The sequence below is a fragment of the Roseitalea porphyridii genome (genome assembly GCF_004331955.1).
Classification (GTDB): Bacteria; Pseudomonadota; Alphaproteobacteria; order Rhizobiales; family Rhizobiaceae; genus Roseitalea; species Roseitalea porphyridii.
The window spans coordinates 881,247-897,987 of sequence record NZ_CP036532.1; the positions used below are offsets into that span (position 1 = coordinate 881,247).

The following is a 16,741-nucleotide window of genomic DNA, read 5'->3' on the forward strand; positions in this document are numbered from 1 at the left end:
GATGGCGCGCAAGCCGGCCCGGCCCGGCGGCCGGTCGATCAACCAGCATGTGCGGCGCAAGCAGAAGCTCAAGCCGTCCTCGCGCCGCTGGATCGAGCGGCAGCTCAACGATCCGTACGTGCAGCGCGCCAAGCGCGAGGGCATGCGCTCGCGCGCGGCCTACAAACTCAGCGAAATCGACGACAAGCACGCCATCCTGACCCGTGGCGCGCGCGTGATCGATCTGGGCGCGGCGCCCGGCGGCTGGTGCCAGGTGGCGGTGGAGCGGACCGGCTCGACGCCCGAAGAGCCGCTGGTGGCGGCGATCGACTATCTGGGCATGGACCCGGTCCCGGGCGTCACCGTGCTGGAGATGGATTTTCTGGACGACGACGCGCCGGGCCGGCTGATCGAGGCGCTCGGCGGCGCGCCGGACGTGGTTCTGTCCGACATGGCCGCGCCGACCGTCGGCCACCGCCAGACCGACCACATGCGCACCATGCATCTGGTCGAGGTGGCCGCCGAGTTCGCCATCGAGGTACTGGAGCCGGGCGGCCATTTCCTCGCCAAGACCTTCCAGGGCGGCACCGAAAAGGCGCTGCTCGACCGGCTCAAGAACCATTTCGCCAAGGTCATCCACGTCAAGCCCGACGCCAGCCGCGCCGAGTCCGTGGAGCTCTATTTGTTGGCCAAGGGCTTCAAGGGCAGGGGGTGAGGCCCGGCGTCTGCTGCCGGTGCTGCGGACGGAGTGGCCATTGGTCGGGCGTCCGTAACGGGCGGGAAGCTGTCATTCGCTGCGCTGGCGAGACCATCTATGAGATACTGGCCAAAGCGGCCATTCGCTGCGACGAGTGCTGATGACGGCTCTGCGGAAGCGGACCTCCAACGAACATCAGCTCGTAGTGAGTACACAAGCGGTCGTTCTCGCGGGTTACAGAATCGTATGAATTCAGTCTAAGACGCTTGTTCCTGAGAGATGTTGTAGGGTTTCTTATGCCGTCGCGGTTGTCCCACGTCACCGATCGTGTTCCAAGGTATTCTTATTCATTCTGAAGCTTAGAGGTGTCTTCATGTCTGTATCCACGTTGCTCGATGGCATCGAGAAGGGGCGCATCGTGCTTCCAGCAATCCAGAGGGACTTCGTATGGAATGAGGACAGGATCGAAAAGCTCTTTGATTCCCTGTTTCGGGGCTACCCTATCGGTGTTGTGCTGCTATGGGATACGACGGAAGCGATCCAGTACCGGACCTTCGTGGCGGATCATCGCCGCGGAGCAAAAGTGGCCTACAAGGTCCACGACGGGGATACGGTGCAGTTGGTTCTCGATGGGCAACAACGCCTGACCTCACTCTACATCGCACTGCGCGGCTCTCTCGACGGACGAAAGCTGCACTTCGATGTTCTTAGCGGGCGCAGTTCGGACGACGCGAGCGAGGAGAAGTATTCGTTCCGGTTCATGACGCCAGACGAGGCGAAGGCGCGGAATGCCGAAGCTCTCGAAGATGATGACGAGGAGGCGGCGCCATCGCATTACGTTGCATTGACAGACTTTTCCGGGCCATCCGCTCCCGGCAGCAAGCTACGCCGTAAGCTGACAAAGGATTTTGATCTCAGTGAAGAGGACGAAGACCGAGTTGGTGACAACCTGCAGAGGCCTGTGAACGTGATGACCGAAAGTGGTGGATTGCTCCAAGAGCAGGTGATCGACAGCGGACTTCCTCAATCGACACCACCCCGCAAGACCGTGTTCGACATCCTCGAGATCTTCATGCGGATCAACACGCAGGGCATTAACCTGACAAGGTCGGACCTTATCTTGTCGATGTTACGCCTCCACTGGCCGGACGCGACCGAAGCACTGCCGGAGTTTATCAATGATGTGAATTCGAAGAGCAGCATTCAGATCGACTCGGACTTTGTGATCCGCTGCATCTTCTCTGTGGCGGACTTGGGCACGCGGCTCGATATCGCCCTGCTGCGTAAGGCGAAGAACGTTGAGAAGGTAAAGGCGGCTTATGACAAGACTACGGCCGCAATAGGCTCAGCCATCGACTTTACCCAGGAAGAGTGTCGGATTGGGTCAGTGAAGTTACTCAATGGTCTGAATACTTTGGTGCCCGTAGTTCACTACCTCGCTGCAAAAGAGAAGCCGATCGTCGCGAACGCCGATAAGATGGACCTGCGCCGCACAATTTACTTGATCGCGTTCTCCGGGGTGCTGACAAAACACTCGGACAGCCGCCCTGGCGGCCTTATTCGCGACGCTCTCGGGGGCAACCCCGCGCATTTCCCCTATGACCGTGTAGCGCGCTACGTGAAGGCAAAGACTCGTATTGAGGGAGCAGACAACCAACTGTTTGGAAACCACGTTCCTCTGGCGCTGGCCTTGGTGCAGGGCAAAACGGACGGAAAGACACTCTACGCGCGCAACGTCGCGGAGACAGATCACATATTTCCACGCTCGAGGCACGGCGATGACCCGCTGATCGACGACATCGGGAACCTTTGGTTCCTGCCTCAGCATGTGAATCGCAGCAAGACGGATTCTAAGCCCGCCATCTACTTGGCTGATGTGGATGATGAGACGCTAGAGTCTGCGCTAATCGACCGCGAAGACCTGAGGAAGAGCTTAACGGCCTTCGTTAGGGCGCGCCGAAAAAAGATGATCACAGCGCTGCAGGAGCGAACCGGAATCTCGTCTCTATAACCGATAGCACACCGGGCATTGATCGGACGCGGCCAAAACCCTTTGCCACAACCTATGCGCAGAAGGACGTTCGGGCCTGACCCACTTCCCATGCAGCCGCAACGCCAGAAGGTTATCTCGGACAGAACCCCAAGCTACAAACCGACGTCGTCCTGGCACTTTTCCGGTTGGTAGCGGGAGCGGCCGTTCGCTGCAGCGAGTCGAACTTGCAACGAGGGCTCGGAGCAACCCCGCTGAACTGGCGTTTAATGTCCGCTAAGGGCCGCAACCTGACGGCCACCACCGCCTCACACCACCATCTGAAACAGCACGCCCGAGACGATCGCGCCGGTGACGCCGAGCGCCAGATAGGTCGCGAACACCGGCGCGCGCACCAGCGACCAGACCGCGGCCATGGCGGGGATCGAACTGACCGCGCCGGCGATCAGGAACGCCATCGCCGCGCCGTCGCTCATGCCCTGTTCGGTCAGGCCCGCCAGCAACGGGGGTGCGACATAGGAATTGAGGTAGGCGGGCATGCCGACCAGCGCCGAGACGACGATCGGGCCGAGCCCCTCGCCGCCGACGAGGCCGGCGATCAGCGAGGCGGGGACGTAGGTCACCAGCAGCGCTTCGAGCACGTAGGCCAGCGCCAGCCACTGGGCGAGGAAGGCGGCGTTGGCGCGCAGTTCGGCGCTGAAAATGTCGGTGCGATGCCCTTCGGCCCAGAACCGCCAGACGGGACGGCCATCGAACGGCGAGGGACCGCAGCCGCAGCCCTTGCGCACGGTTCCGCGCGAGACCGACGTGAACAGACCGCCCGCCGTCAGCGCCTTGACGATGAACCCGCCCGCCAGCCCGAGGCCGACCGCGGCGACCGCCTTGCCGATCGCGAACGGCCAGCCAAGCGCGGCTGCGGTGATCAGCAGCGTCGGCGGGTCGATCAGCGGCGAGGCGAGCCAGAACGCCATGATCGCCGACAGCGGCGCGCCCACCGCCAGCAGCCCGGCGATGAACGGGATCACCTCGCACGAGCAGAACGGGGCCAGCCCGCCGAACAGCGCGGCCAGCACGATGGCGCGGGTCTCGCGGCCCTCGAAGGCCCGGCCGATGGCCGCTTCGGCACCGGCCGCCTTGAGCCAGGCGATCAGGATCACCGCGAACGCGATGTAGGGCAGGGTGCCCAGGAACGCGGCCGCGGCAAAGCCGACGATCGCGTCGAACCGGGAAGGGTCGAGGAACGAGATGATCAGCGGAACGGCGATGACGATCGCCCATGGCGTCGCCAGCACGGCAAGCGGATTGGTCGTGCGCTCCGGCGTTGCCTGCGCGCTTCCGGTCTCGACGGTGCTCATGCGGCGTCCTCCCGATCGGAGGCGCTGTCGGCGCAGCATTCTTCGAGCAGATAGCCGCCCAGCCGTTCGAGATGATCGAACCGGGCGCGGTTGAAGACCGAGCGGCCCCGGCGCTCCTGCTCGATCAGCTCGGCCGAAGCCAGAAAGCGCAGATGGTGGGCGAGCGTCGAGGCGGCCATGGCGGTTCGCGCCTGAATGTCGCCGACGGTCAGACCCTCCGGACCCGCCTTGACGAGCAGAAGCAGCACTTCGAGGCGCGGTTCCGAGCCGATCGCCGCGAACCCTTGGGCGGCCTGTTCGATGTCCATCACAATCTCCTATAGAACTAGATTTCTAGTTATATCGTGATGAAACCCGTGTCAATCGGTGCGATGGGCCTTTTGCGATCGTGCGGGCCGTGATACGGGCCACTGCCAACGTGACCGGGCGGCGCGGCACCTCGCGCCCCGACAGGCGGGATTTTCGCGATGGCAAAGATCATTGAAACGGCAAGCGGGCCCTATGCCCTGACCTTCGACGACGTGCTGCTGCAGCCCGCCGCGTCCGAGGTGCTGCCGGCCGAGACACGGATCGGCACGACGATCGCACGCGACATCGAACTGTCGCTGCCGATCCTGTCGGCGGCGATGGACACGGTGACCGAATCGCGCCTCGCCATCGCCATGGCGCAGGCCGGGGGCCTCGGCATCATCCACCGCAACCTCAATCCCGAGGAGCAGGCCGAGGAGGTCCGCCAGGTCAAGAAGTTCGAAAGCGGCATGGTGGTCAACCCGGTGGTGATCGGCCCGGACGCGACGCTCGCCGACGCCAAGGCGCTGATGCGGGCCCATCGCATTTCCGGCATTCCGGTCGTCGAGGATGGCGGCATCGGCAGCCAGCGGCCCGGCCGGCTGGTCGGCATCCTGACCAATCGCGACGTGCGCTTTGCCTCCGACCCGGACCAGAAGGTCCACGAACTGATGACGCGCGAAGGCCTCGTGACCGTCCGCGAGAGCGTCGATCAGGAAGAAGCCAAGCGGCTGCTGCATCAGCACCGGATCGAAAAGCTGCTCGTCGTCGACGGGCGCGGTTTCTGCGTCGGCCTGATCACCGTCAAGGACATGGAAAAGGCCCAGCTCAACCCGCACGCGGCCAAGGACGCCCAGGGGCGGCTGCGCACCGGTGCCGCGGTCAGCGTCGGCGCGGACGCGCTCGAACGCGCCGAACGGCTGATGGACGCCGGCGTCGACGTGATCGTGGTCGACACCGCGCACGGCCACTCCGCGCGGGTGCTCGAGGCGGTCGGCGCGGTCAAGAAGCGCTCGAACGCCGTGCGCATCATCGCCGGCAACGTCGCCACCGCCGACGGCACGAAGGCGCTGATCGATGCGGGCGCCGATGCGGTCAAGGTCGGGATCGGGCCGGGCTCGATCTGCACCACGCGCATGGTCGCCGGTGTCGGCATGCCGCAGCTTGCCGCCGTGATGGGCGCGGCCGAAGTGGCGCACAAGCACGGCGTGCCGGTGATCGCCGATGGCGGCATCAAGCTGTCGGGCGATCTCGCCAAGGCCCTGGCGGCGGGCGCCGACGCGGCCATGGTCGGCTCGGTTCTGGCCGGCACCGACGAGAGCCCCGGCGAGGTCTATCTGCACCAGGGCCGTTCCTACAAGGCCTATCGCGGCATGGGGTCGGTCGGCGCGATGGCGCGCGGCTCGGCCGACCGCTACTTCCAGGCCGAGGTGCGCGACACGCTCAAGCTGGTGCCCGAGGGCATCGAGGGCCAGGTGCCCTACAAGGGACCCGTCGCCGGCGTCCTGCACCAGCTCGCCGGCGGCCTGCGCGCGGCGATGGGCTATGTCGGCGCGCGCGATCTGGCCGAACTGCACGAAAAGGCGCATTTCGTGCGCATCACCAATTCGGGCCTGCGCGAAAGCCACGCCCACGGCGTGCAGATCACCCGCGAAAGCCCGAACTATCCGGGCGGCGGGTGAGGGGCATCTTCGCGGCGGCCGTGCCGTTCCCTGACAAAGTGCCCGGCCTTCCCCTCCTTCGTCATCCTCGGCCATGAGCCGAGGATCCATTCCGTGAAGTACCCGCTGGACGCTTCGGCATCAGAACGCGCCGTGTCGTCGATCTCATCACTGGTCGCGGGCACAACGGAATGGATCCCTGGGTCAGGCCCAGGGATGACGGCGCATGGCCGCGAAAGCTCGGACTATCCGGGGGGAGGGTGAGGGGCGGGCGGACCGTCTACCCGTCCGCGTTCACGGTTACCTCTCGCCGGCACCGACGGATTTCAGGAAGTCCTCGCGGGGCTCGCACGCAGCCGTCGTCTCAAGGACCGACCGGTAATCACCTGTTTCGACCGCCGCCATCACCGCCGCACGGCGTTTGGGCGGCAGGCTGTCAAGATAGAGACCGTCGCTCGTTTCGGCGTCCTCGAACGTGAACGACGGCAAAGGCAGGCCGGCATCCACCTGTCGCTTGCGGCGCTCGACGAGGTAGAGTGCGACGTCCGGGTTGAGCGCGACGAACGCATCGATGCCGATGGTTCGGTGCTGCCGCGTCGCGGCGATGAACCGGTCGACAAGGCCCGGCATTTCATGGCGCATTGCAAGCGGGATCATCTCGGCGATGAGCTCCCTGAGCTCGGGGTCCGCCTCCCGGCTCGACCATCGTCCGCACCAGACCGGCAGGCCGCTGTGAAGGTCAAGCCAATGCAGCGGCGCCCGTACCATCCGTGTGAGCAGCGGATCGGCGAAATGGCATCTGACTTCGACGATGTAGGTCGAAAGCCCGACACCGCGAAGCCATGCCTGCCGCCATGCCGGGTCGTTCCGGAAATGCGCGAAACGCGGATATTTCTCGACATAAGCGTCGATCAGAACGTCGATCCGTCGTCCGCAACCGTCGGCCTGTTCGGCGTCCCAATAGCGCTCCCGGACATCGGGCTCCAGCTCCCGGTAGGGCGTCGCGGGGAACGCCGCAAACTGCTGGGGACCGTGAGCGGGGCTGGCAACATAGGCGGCCGCCCCGGCCGGTCCGGCAATCCATGCCGTGAACAGCGCGACGAGACCGAGGCGGAAAGACTTAATCCAACGGGGCAAATCCAATGAGATCATCGGAGCACGTATAGGAGATGACCGATGAAGATTACCACAAATGACGTCAAATCCAACCGATGCCGCGTCCTGGCTGAGAAAGACATGATGAGAGGCTTTTTCACTGCGCGGCGGGCGAAGAATCGTCCGATAACTAGTCTATTGACATTTGCTGTTCTTCGGAAGCCCGCATCGTCGACGCTCCTGATGGCGTCCGCACATGGATGACGGCGTCGGCGTCCACGTGAAGCCGCGTCCAGCCGTCGAGCCCGTCCATCACGGCAAGGTTCGGGTCGGCGGGCTTGAGTAACGTCCAACCGATTTCGTGCGCGTCGAGCAGCGGTTCGATTTCCTCGGGCTTGCCGGCCATGGCGATGGTCTCGGCGATGAACGCGCCATTGTCGAAAAGGCGGTCGGCGCGGCCGTCGATGAAGGTCGGGATGCCCGCGCGGATCAGCGCGCCGCCGAAATCGTAGCTGTTCATGACATTGCCTTCGAGACCGGCCGCGCGCGCCGCCGCGATGGCACTGGCGGGATAGACCGTGCCGGGCGGCTGCAGCCGGTCCGTCGTCAGGGCCGAGGCAATCAGCACGAGACCGAGCGCCGCCATCGCCGTGCAGACCGTGCGTGACCTGCGCCCGGCAAGGCGTTGCAGCCCGTCGAAATCGCCACGACGCTCCCATGCGCGGCGCGCCATACCGGGCAGGCAGCGGGCGATTTCACGCGCCAGAAGCGACTCGGTCAGCAGGTAGAAGAACGGCGCAAAGCGCGCATGCGTGACGAACATGTAGAGCATCAGCCCGACGAACACGGCCTTGGCCAGCGGCGCGCGCAGCGGCGTGGCGAGGAACGCGACGATGATCGCGATCAGGCTGAACGCGGCAAGCGGGTCGGCGCCGAAATCGAGCGGCTGCCATTCGGCGATGTGGGCCAGCGCGGCATTGTCGACCATGACGAATGTCGACGCGATCGCCTGCCAGCCGTACGGATGGACCATCGCCGCGACGGGGCACAAGGCGCCGAAGACGATCCAGCCGTGCAATGGGCGGTGGCGCCGGAGCGCGGCGAGCGACCAAGTGCCAGGCCGGGCCAGCAGATCGTCGCGGGCGGCGAAATGAACGAACGCCGCGCCGGCAGCGAGAAAACCGAGCGTGAAGCTGCCGTGCAGGTTGGCCCACAGCATCATCGCGCCGAGCGCAAGCAGGTCCGGGGCGCGCCGGTCGTCGGCTGCGTTCCACACGTGGATGACGAACCAGATGGCGAAAGGCAGCGCCAGCATGTGCGGCCGGGCGACGAAGACGCTGCTCGACATGCCGAACGCCCACAGCGCGACCGCAAGGGCCGGCAGCGGCGCCAGATGGCGCGCGAGCTGGCCGTGCACGAGGGCAAACGACGCGATGACCGCCGCGATCGTGATCGCGACGATGCCGGCCCAGCCGCCCAGATCATGCGCCAGCGACAGGACGACACCCGAAAGCCACTGCTTGGCGATCCATGGTGCGCCGTCAAAGGTGTGCGAATAGCTGTCGGCGACAGGAAACGCGCCGGTTGCCCTGATGTCCTGGCCGATGCGGATGTGCCAGAGCGTGTCCGGATCGTTCAGAAGGTTCGGCGCGACAAGGCACACCATCGCCGTCGCGAGCAGCAGGCCGAACGTGCGAACGCTCAGCGCGATCGCAGCGGGCCGCACGTCTCCGCCCGCCGCCGGCGCTGCGCCTGAAATCTGGCTCGTCGTGTCGGACATGGCTCACCGGACCGCTGCAAACCGGTCCAGCCTATCGGGCAAGCGCTTAAGAACGGCCTAAGCGGACGCCTTGCCGCTGCCCGAGCGGCGCGAGGCAGGCTTTGCCCCCTTCTTCGTGTGGGCATGGGCGGACTTGGCCCGCATCGGCCGGCGCTTCGGCGATGCGCCGGCGGCGAAGTCGGTGCGGCGGTCGTGCGAATAGAGGTAGTCGCGCACCACCGGCACCGCGTCCTGGCGCCGTGCGAGCTGCAATTGGAAGACCACGTGCTCGCCGTAGCGGAACGACAGTTCGCTCGAGGCGAGATAGAAGTCCCACATGCGCACGAAGCGCTCGTCATGGAGTTCGGCCGCCCGGTCGGCATTGGCCAGGAACCGTTCGCGCCAGGCGCGCAGCGTGTCGGCGTAGTGCAGCCGCAGGATCTCGGCGTCGAGCAGGTAAAGCCCCTGCGCCTCGATGTGCGGGACGAGTTCGGATAGCGCCGGAATATAGCCGCCCGGAAAGATGTACTTGTCGATGAACGGATTGGTGGTCGCCGGCGGTCCCGTGCGGCCGATCGTGTGGATCAGCGCGACGCCGTCCTCGGCCAGAAGCCGGCGCACCTGCGCGAAGAATTCGCCATAGCCGTTGATGCCGACATGTTCGAGCATGCCGACCGAAACGATCCTGTCGAATGTCTCATCGAGGCTGCGGTAGTCGGTCAGTTCGAACCGGGCCCTGTCGCCAAGGCCCGCTTCGGCGGCCCGTTCGCGGGCCGAGGCGAACTGCTCTGTCGACAGCGTCACGCCGAATACCTCGGCATCGGCGTGGCGGGCGAGATCGACGGCGAGCCCGCCCCAGCCCGATCCGATATCGAGCACGCGCTGGCCCGGCTCGATGAAAAGCTTGCGGGCGATGTGGCGCATCTTGGCCGTTTGCGCCTCGTCGAGCGACATGCCGGGCTCGGCGAAATAGGCGCACGAATACTGCATGTTCTCGTCGAGAAAGAGCCGGTACAGATCGTTGCCCAGATCATAGTGATGGGCGACGTTCCGGCGGGCGCGCGCCGGCGGGTGCGCCCGCTTGAGTGCGCGGCGGAGCCTGCGCATCGGCGATGTTCCGGCGACCGGCCGCTCGCCCGTGCCGTAAAGGTCCCGCCATAGCAGATCGAGCAGGGGGTAGATGCCGGCGTCCTCCGGCACCAGCGCCCCTTCCATGTAGGCTTCGCCGAACCTCAGGTCGGGATTGCGCAGGATACGGCCGATCCACCGCTCGTCCGTCAGCCCCACCGACAGTGCGGGCCCGGACGAAGTGCCATAATCTCTGGTGTGACCGTCGGGGAAGCGCACTTGCAGATGCGCCGATCGGATGTTCCGGCCAAGGAAGCGATCGAGTTGTCGGCCGTAGAAACCCATGTCCTTTCCGCCCGTTCTGCTCGGCCCGAAAGACACGCCCCGCCAACAGATTAAGCCAATTTCGGCGCAATGCCAATCAGCCCTGTCCGGTTCCCGGACGCGGGCCGGCCGGGCAGGCCCTTTCGCCCGGACCGCCGTTCGGCTAATGCGGCGCCGACGCGAACGAAGCGGAAGCGAAAACCATGCGCCTTGGCGGACGGGTGGCGGCGGCGATCGAAGTGCTCGCCGACATCGAAGACAACAGGAGACCGGCTTCGGTCGCGCTGGCCGACTGGGGCAAGACGCACCGTTTCGCAGGCTCGGGCGACCGCGCCGCGATCGGAAATATCGTCTATGACGCGCTGCGCCGCCGCGCATCTCTTGCCTTCCGCATGGACGAGGACGGTCCGGTCGCCCTGGCGCTCGGCGTCCTCGCCTTTTCGTGGGCGATGAGCACCGAGAAGATCGCCGAAGCGTTCACCGACGACAAGTTCGCCCCCGCCGTCCCGCTGGCACAACTCGAAGCAGCCGGCGCGCGCGATCTGACCTTTGCCGACCCGCATATCGAGGCCGACGTGCCGCCCTGGTGCGGCGACCTTCTTGCCGAGGGTTTCGGCGAGGAATGGGTCGAGGAGGCCAAGGCGTTCGCCGAGCGGCCGCCGCTCGACCTGCGCGTCAACACGCTGGCCGCAAGCCGCGACAAGGTGCTCAAGGCGCTGTCGAAGTCGGGCGCGAAACCGACGACGATCGCAAGACACGGCGTGCGCATCAAGGCGCCCCGCCGCGAGGGCCGCCTGCCGAACGTGCAGGCCGAACCGGCCTTTCAGAAGGGCTGGTTCGAGGTGCAGGACGAAGGTAGCCAGATCGTCGCCGACCTTGTTTTCGCGCAGCCCGGCGAACAGGTGTTCGACTTCTGCGCAGGCGCGGGCGGCAAGACGCTCGCGCTCGCCGCGGCGATGGAGAACAAGGGCCAGGTGCACGCGTTCGATGCCGACAAGCAGCGTCTGGCGCCCATCTTCGACCGTCTCAGGCGCGCCGGCACGCGCAACGTGCAGGTGCATGCGGCCGACGACGACCTCGCGCCGCTCGAGGGTCGTTTCGACAGGGTCGTGGTCGACGCGCCGTGCAGCGGCTCGGGAACCTGGCGCCGCCATCCCGATGCGAAGTGGCGCCTGACGCAGCAGCAACTCGAACAGCGCTGCGCCGAGCAGGCCGCCATTCTCGACGATGCGGTGCGCTTCGTCCGGCCCGGCGGCTATCTGTGCTACATCACCTGTTCGGTCTTCGCCGAGGAAAACGAAGCTCAAATCTATGCCTTCGGCGACCGGCATCCGGGCTGGTCGCTGCTTTCGGCCGGCGAGGTCTGGCAGGACCTTTACGGCTTCAACAAGCCGCAACCCTGGTCGGCTGATCTGAACTGCATCACGCTGACGCCGCGTTCGACCGGCACGGACGGCTTTTTCTTCGCGGTCATGCAGCGCGAGACCGGCTGACCGGAACCGGCGCCACTTGCCTCCGTTGATCCTGTTACCGATATCTCGATGAACGATGGAGTGGCCGGCCATGGGCAAGGACAACACGCTTGACGATCTGACCGGCGGACAGCACCGCCGCACCGACGAAAGGAAGAGCAGCTTGCGGCGTTGGCTCGTGCTCGCCGCCTTCATCGTGCTCGCCTGGGGCGGAGGCACACTGATCGGCGTGGCGACGCCACCGGGACAATGGTACGCCGACCTGCAGAAGCCGTTCTTCAATCCGCCGGCCTGGGTCTTCGGCCCTGTCTGGACGGTGCTCTACGTGCTCGTGGCGATCGCCGGCTGGCGCACCTGGATGCGGAACTATCGCGGCCTGACAATGCAGGTCTGGTTCGCCCAGCTTGCCGTCAACTTCCTCTGGTCCCCGGCATTTTTCGGCATGCAGCGTCCGGGCTATGCGCTGCTGATCATCGCCGTCATGATCGTTCTGACCGTTCTCTTCATGCGCCTTTCGGTGCGCGATGACGACAGGGCGAGTGCCTGGCTGATGGCGCCCTATCTTGCCTGGATCAGCTTCGCCGCGCTGCTGAACGCCGCCATCTGGTGGCTGAACTGACCGCATGAAAAACCCCGGCACCGGGCCGGGGTTTCTCGTTTCGTATCGCGGCTTGAGTGGTCCGCGCCGCCGCGTCAGGCCGCCTTCTTGTTGAGGCGATCCTCGGCGATGTCGGTGAGCTTGCCGTCGGCGCTCTTCTCCTCGGCGAGCGTGTCGCCAAGCAGCTTGACGGCCTCGTCGTTGCCCAGAAGCTTGGCCCAGGTGATCAGCGTGCCGTAGCGCGTGATCTCGTAGTGTTCCACGGCCTGGGCGGCGGCCGTCAGGGCCGCGTCCAGCGTCTCGGCGTCGTCGATCTCGCCCATCAGTTCCTCGGCTTCCTGGACGATGCCTTCGATCGCCGGGCATTCCTCGCCGGCCGGCTTCTTGTCGATCGTGCCGAAGACGCGCTCGAGCCGCGTGATGTGGTTGGCGGTCTCCTCGCGGTGCGTCTGGAACAGTTCCTTGAGCTTGTCGCTGTTGGCCTTCTCGACCATCTTGGGCAGGCTCTTGTGGATGTGCCGCTCGGCGAAATAAATGTCCTTGAGCGTGTGTTCGAAAAGGTCCGAAAGATCGGTAACAGACATGGTAGTCTCCTTTTGTCTGGGGCGCGCCGGACCTTGGCGTCCGGCTTGTCTGGCAAACGGTCGGTTCGCCTTCGCCGTTCCCTCGGCCGTGGCAAAAATATCGGCCGGCCGCCGCAATGCGTGGGTAGCTCGGGCCCCGGCCGGCTTGTCGATTGCGTCGGGGGCCGTGCTGGCGTAAGCGCGGACATATCGGCGTCAACGGCACGGAGCTTCAAAATGGCGGAGACCATGCGAACCGGCCGATGTCTTTGCGGCTCGGTCCGGTTCGCCGCCGAACCCCGGAAACCGCACATCGCCGCCTGCCATTGTGGCATGTGCCGGCGCTGGGCCTCCGGTCCGTTCATGGCCGTCCACTGCCGCAACGTGCGCTTCGAGAGCGACCGGCATGTCCGCCGTTTCCGATCCTCGGACTGGGCCGAGCGGGGCTTTTGTGACAGATGCGGCAGCACGCTCTTCTATCACATGCTCGGCTCGGACGAGTACGGAATGGCCGCCGGGCTCTTCGACGATCTGAAGGGGCTTCAGTTCGCGCTGCAGCTCTATATCGACCACAAGCCGGACTTCTACGCCTTCGCCCAGCAGACCAGAACCTTGACCGAGGCGGACATCGTCGCCCGAAACCCCGGATCCAAATGACCGAGACATCCCATCCCGAAACCGTGCTGATCGTCGACTTCGGCAGCCAGGTGACCCAGCTCATCGCCCGGCGCGTGCGTGAGGCCGGCGTCTATTCCGAGATCGTGCCGTTCCAGTCGGCGGACGAGGGGTTTGCGCGCCTTGCGCCGAAGGCCGTGATCCTGTCGGGCGGGCCGGCCTCGACCGTCGACATCGGCTCGCCGCGCGCCCCGCAGGCGATCTTCGAGGCAGGCGTACCCGTGCTCGGCATCTGCTACGGCCAGCAGACCATGTGCGCCCAGCTCGGCGGCGCGGTGGAGGGCGGCCATCATCGCGAGTTCGGCCGCGCCTTCGTCAGCGTCGAACGCCAGAGCCCGCTGTTTGAAGGGGTCTGGTCCGAGGGCGAAAGGCATCAGGTCTGGATGAGCCATGGCGACCGGGTGACCGCGCTGCCCGAGGGCTTTGCGGTGATCGGCACCTCGCCGAACGCGCCCTTCGCCGCCATCGCCGACGAGACCCGCCGCTATTATGGCGTCCAGTTCCATCCCGAGGTCGTGCACACGCCCGACGGCGCCCGGCTGATCGCCAATTTCGTGCACAGGATCGCCGGGCTGAAGGGCGACTGGACGATGGCCGCCTACAAGGACCAGGCGATCGCCGCCATCCGCGAGCAGGTCGGCGACGGCAAGGTCATCTGCGGGCTTTCGGGCGGCGTCGATTCCTCGGTCGCCGCCTTGCTGATCCACGAGGCGATCGGCGACCAGCTCACCTGCATCCTGGTCGATCACGGGCTGATGCGGCTGAACGAGGCGGCCGAGGTCGCCGAGATGTTCCGCCAGCACTACAACATCCCGCTCGTCCATGCCGACGCCTCCGACACCTTCCTCGACGCGCTCGACGGCGTTTCCGACCCCGAGCTCAAGCGCAAGACGATCGGCAAGCTGTTCATCGACGTGTTCGAGGCCGAGGCGAAAAAGCTCGGCGGCGCCGACTTCCTCGCCCAGGGCACGCTCTATCCCGACGTGATCGAGAGCGTCTCGTTCACCGGCGGCCCGTCGGTGACGATCAAGAGCCACCACAATGTCGGCGGCCTGCCCGAACGCATGGACATGAAGCTGGTCGAGCCGCTGCGCGAACTGTTCAAGGACGAGGTGCGCGAACTGGGGCGCGAGCTGGGCCTGCCCGACAGCTTCATCGGCCGTCATCCGTTCCCCGGGCCCGGCCTTGCCCTGCGCTGCCCGGGCGCGGTGACGCGCGACCGGCTCGACATCCTGCGCCAGGCCGATGCGATCTATCTCGACGAGATCAGGAAGGCCGGCCTTTACGACGCGATCTGGCAGGCCTTCGCGGTGCTGTTGCCGGTGCAGACGGTCGGCGTGATGGGCGATGGCCGCACCTACGAATATGTCTGCGCGCTGCGCGCGGTGACCTCGGTCGACGGCATGACCGCCGACTTCTATCCCTTCGACATGGGCTTTCTGGGCGAGGCGGCCACGCGCATCATCAACGAGGTCCGCGGCATCAACCGTGTCGTCTACGACGTGACCTCGAAACCACCCGGCACCATCGAGTGGGAGTAGGGGTGACTCTAACTGCTCGTCCCGATCAATGTTGTGTCAGAACACCAGCGTTCTAGTTCGGCCATGAAGACGACCAAGACTGAAGCGGAAATTCGAGATTTCCTCGCCCAGAACCTCGACATGATCGAGCCAGGGTTGGTGCTGCAGAAGAAGGAACAGCACCTTCCGAATGACGATGGAGCCACCGGCTTCGTCGACATTCTTGCACGCGACCAGAAAGGTCGCATCGTCATTATCGAAATCAAGAAATCGAACGCGACCGCGCGAGAAGCCGTACAAGAGCTCGTGAAATACGCAGCCTTGGTGCGCGCAAAATCGCTGATTAAGTCCACTGAGTATCGGCTGATCGTGCTCTCAGTCGAATGGCACGAGCTGCTGACGCCTTTCTCAGAATTCTATCACGTCACCCGCTACGACCTGAAAGGCGGACGAATCGTCCTAGGAGCGGACAGGCTTCCCGAGCGCATCGAATGGATCGAACCCTTACCAAAGCAGGCAGAGCGATCCTTCTCGCGACGACGCTTCATCTGGGAATACGATGATCTAGGGAAGGCGCGCGCCGGCGCGAAAGCCGGTGCTCAGCGCATGGAGGAAATCGGCCTGCGCAATTTCATCTTTGCCGTCATCACCCTAGCGGATGACAGCGAGGGCATCTCGCACCTCGTCTATTTTGCTCAACAGGAGGAGAGCGCAGAGTTTTATCGGGAGATCATTAACCGCCGTTTCTCCGGCGACGATTTGGAGGATTTCAACGCTTGGCTTGAGGATATGTCCGAGCCCAGCGACATCCTAGGTGAGCTGGCCGACAAAGCGTGGGACGGCAGCAGCGAGGAAGACTCGTTCTACAAGTTGATGGACGCGGAGGAGATGCAGATTTCCCACCCGGAGAAGGCTCAGCATTGGCTCTCCGAGGATGTCGCAAAAGAAGTTGAGGTCGTTCGGGTTGGCCTGTTCGATGAGGCTAATTTGTCAGATCGCGACCTGTTGGCCGAACTGCGCGGCATGCAGGGCGGCTCCACTCACTACGCCGACATTGTTGCATCTCTGGCGTCCAAGCCTGAGGTCGATGCCCTGCTGGCTGCCGGTGATGAGGTGTTCTTCTACAACCCGGTTTGGCGTGCTGCCGTGCACAACATTGTGGCCCATGCGCAGCACAGGGGCGCAGCGTCGCTAGAGCTGAAGGCCTTCTCAAACGACGATATTCTGAAGACGTTAGTTTGGATTCCGTCCGGCACCCCAAAATACGTTCCCATCTTTACAGCGAGGCTCAGCTTTGCGGACCATGAGGAGGTGTTCGCGGGAGTGGTCGATTGGAACGGCCATTGCCCTGATTGGAAGGCGTTGATCAATACGTATCTCGACGGCGACGCGAAAAGCCTCATGTGGCATCGCCACTTCGGATCGATCCGCTCTCTCAACGGAGAGATCATGGATTCCTTAGGCTTGAGCTACGGCCTGCTTCACAAGGCCGACCTCAGCAACGATGAGCCCGTTGTCCCGATCGTCTTTCAAGGTCTCTCATTCTCCGAACGGAAGAGCCCCAAAAAGCGATATTTCGAGATTCTGTCATGCAACGAGTTCATGTCGAGCGCTATCAGTAACGAAGCCAGCTTCGATTTTGAGTTCTCGACAATGCTGGGAAGCCAGATGGGCGACTGAAAGCTGACGGTACTTGT

The 16,741-nt window shown here is 64.6% G+C and carries 14 protein-coding genes; 8 read left to right on the forward strand and 6 right to left on the reverse strand.

Translation table 11 applies throughout. The features are described 5' to 3' along the window. Position 1: 1 nt before the first annotated feature. Both E0E05_RS04230 and E0E05_RS04235 read left to right on the forward strand, forming a co-directional pair. Complete coding sequence (locus E0E05_RS04230; protein ID WP_131615585.1) at positions 2 to 694, forward strand: RlmE family RNA methyltransferase; 693 nt, start codon at positions 2 to 4, stop codon at positions 692 to 694. A 355-nt stretch (positions 695 to 1,049) separates the two neighbouring features. Continuing rightward, entirely contained in the window at positions 1,050 to 2,687 is a 1,638-nt protein-coding gene (locus E0E05_RS04235) for a DUF262 domain-containing protein (protein WP_131615586.1), read from the forward strand. 287 nt (positions 2,688 to 2,974) lie between these two features. On the opposite strand, the gene E0E05_RS04240 is transcribed toward E0E05_RS04235, so the two are convergent. Further along, positions 2,975 to 4,021: a permease gene (locus tag E0E05_RS04240; RefSeq protein WP_131615587.1), complete on the reverse strand. Its 1,047-nt coding sequence runs from the start codon at positions 4,019 to 4,021 to the stop codon at positions 2,975 to 2,977. Next, positions 4,018 to 4,329 (reverse strand): ArsR/SmtB family transcription factor, encoded by a 312-nt coding sequence (locus tag E0E05_RS04245; RefSeq protein ID WP_131615588.1) that lies wholly within the window; start codon positions 4,327 to 4,329, stop codon positions 4,018 to 4,020. Before E0E05_RS04245 ends, E0E05_RS04240 begins: the two co-directional genes overlap by 4 nt. A 159-nt stretch (positions 4,330 to 4,488) precedes the next feature. Here E0E05_RS04245 and guaB point away from each other — a divergent pair, with 159 nt between their 5' ends. Continuing rightward, positions 4,489 to 5,991 carry an IMP dehydrogenase gene (gene guaB, locus E0E05_RS04250; RefSeq protein ID WP_131615589.1) on the forward strand — a complete coding sequence of 501 codons (1,503 nt, stop codon included), beginning with the start codon at positions 4,489 to 4,491 and terminating at the stop codon, positions 5,989 to 5,991. A gap of 279 nt (positions 5,992 to 6,270) precedes the next feature. Here the strand turns inward: guaB and E0E05_RS04255 are convergent, their stop codons facing one another. From E0E05_RS04255 to E0E05_RS04265, 3 genes are all read right to left on the reverse strand, one after another. Continuing rightward, positions 6,271 to 7,107, reverse strand: coding sequence for a hypothetical protein (locus tag E0E05_RS04255; protein ID WP_131615590.1), 837 nt, complete (start codon positions 7,105 to 7,107; stop codon positions 6,271 to 6,273). Positions 7,108 to 7,255: 148 nt separating this feature from the next. Then, positions 7,256 to 8,845 carry a hypothetical protein gene (locus E0E05_RS04260; RefSeq protein WP_131615591.1) on the reverse strand — a complete coding sequence of 530 codons (1,590 nt, stop codon included), beginning with the start codon at positions 8,843 to 8,845 and terminating at the stop codon, positions 7,256 to 7,258. 57 nt (positions 8,846 to 8,902) lie between these two features. Further along, positions 8,903 to 10,237 carry an SAM-dependent methyltransferase gene (locus E0E05_RS04265; RefSeq protein ID WP_131615592.1) on the reverse strand — a complete coding sequence of 445 codons (1,335 nt, stop codon included), beginning with the start codon at positions 10,235 to 10,237 and terminating at the stop codon, positions 8,903 to 8,905. A 182-nt stretch (positions 10,238 to 10,419) separates the two neighbouring features. Between E0E05_RS04265 and E0E05_RS04270 the strand changes: the two genes are divergently transcribed. Both E0E05_RS04270 and E0E05_RS04275 read left to right on the forward strand, forming a co-directional pair. Next, a complete protein-coding gene (locus E0E05_RS04270; RefSeq protein WP_131615593.1) occupies positions 10,420 to 11,709 on the forward strand; it encodes an RsmB/NOP family class I SAM-dependent RNA methyltransferase in 1,290 nt (429 codons plus the stop codon). Between the two features lie 70 nt (positions 11,710 to 11,779). Then, entirely contained in the window at positions 11,780 to 12,307 is a 528-nt protein-coding gene (locus E0E05_RS04275) for a TspO/MBR family protein (protein WP_131615594.1), read from the forward strand. Between the two features lie 74 nt (positions 12,308 to 12,381). Here E0E05_RS04275 and E0E05_RS04280 read toward each other — a convergent pair whose 3' ends face one another. After that, positions 12,382 to 12,870, reverse strand: a complete 489-nt coding sequence (locus E0E05_RS04280; RefSeq protein ID WP_131615595.1) for a YciE/YciF ferroxidase family protein — start codon at positions 12,868 to 12,870, stop codon at positions 12,382 to 12,384. Between the two features lie 216 nt (positions 12,871 to 13,086). On the opposite strand from E0E05_RS04280, the gene E0E05_RS04285 reads away from it, so the two are divergent. From E0E05_RS04285 to E0E05_RS04295, 3 genes are all read left to right on the forward strand, one after another. Next, complete coding sequence (locus E0E05_RS04285) at positions 13,087 to 13,506, forward strand: GFA family protein (RefSeq protein ID WP_192900438.1); 420 nt, start codon at positions 13,087 to 13,089, stop codon at positions 13,504 to 13,506. Then, on the forward strand, positions 13,503 to 15,065 hold the full coding sequence (gene guaA, locus E0E05_RS04290) for a glutamine-hydrolyzing GMP synthase (RefSeq protein ID WP_131615596.1): 1,563 nt from the start codon (positions 13,503 to 13,505) through the stop codon (positions 15,063 to 15,065). Before E0E05_RS04285 ends, guaA begins: the two co-directional genes overlap by 4 nt. 63 nt (positions 15,066 to 15,128) lie before the next feature. Continuing rightward, entirely contained in the window at positions 15,129 to 16,724 is a 1,596-nt protein-coding gene (locus E0E05_RS04295) for an endonuclease NucS domain-containing protein (protein WP_131615597.1), read from the forward strand. The last annotated feature ends 17 nt before the right edge of the window (positions 16,725 to 16,741 follow it).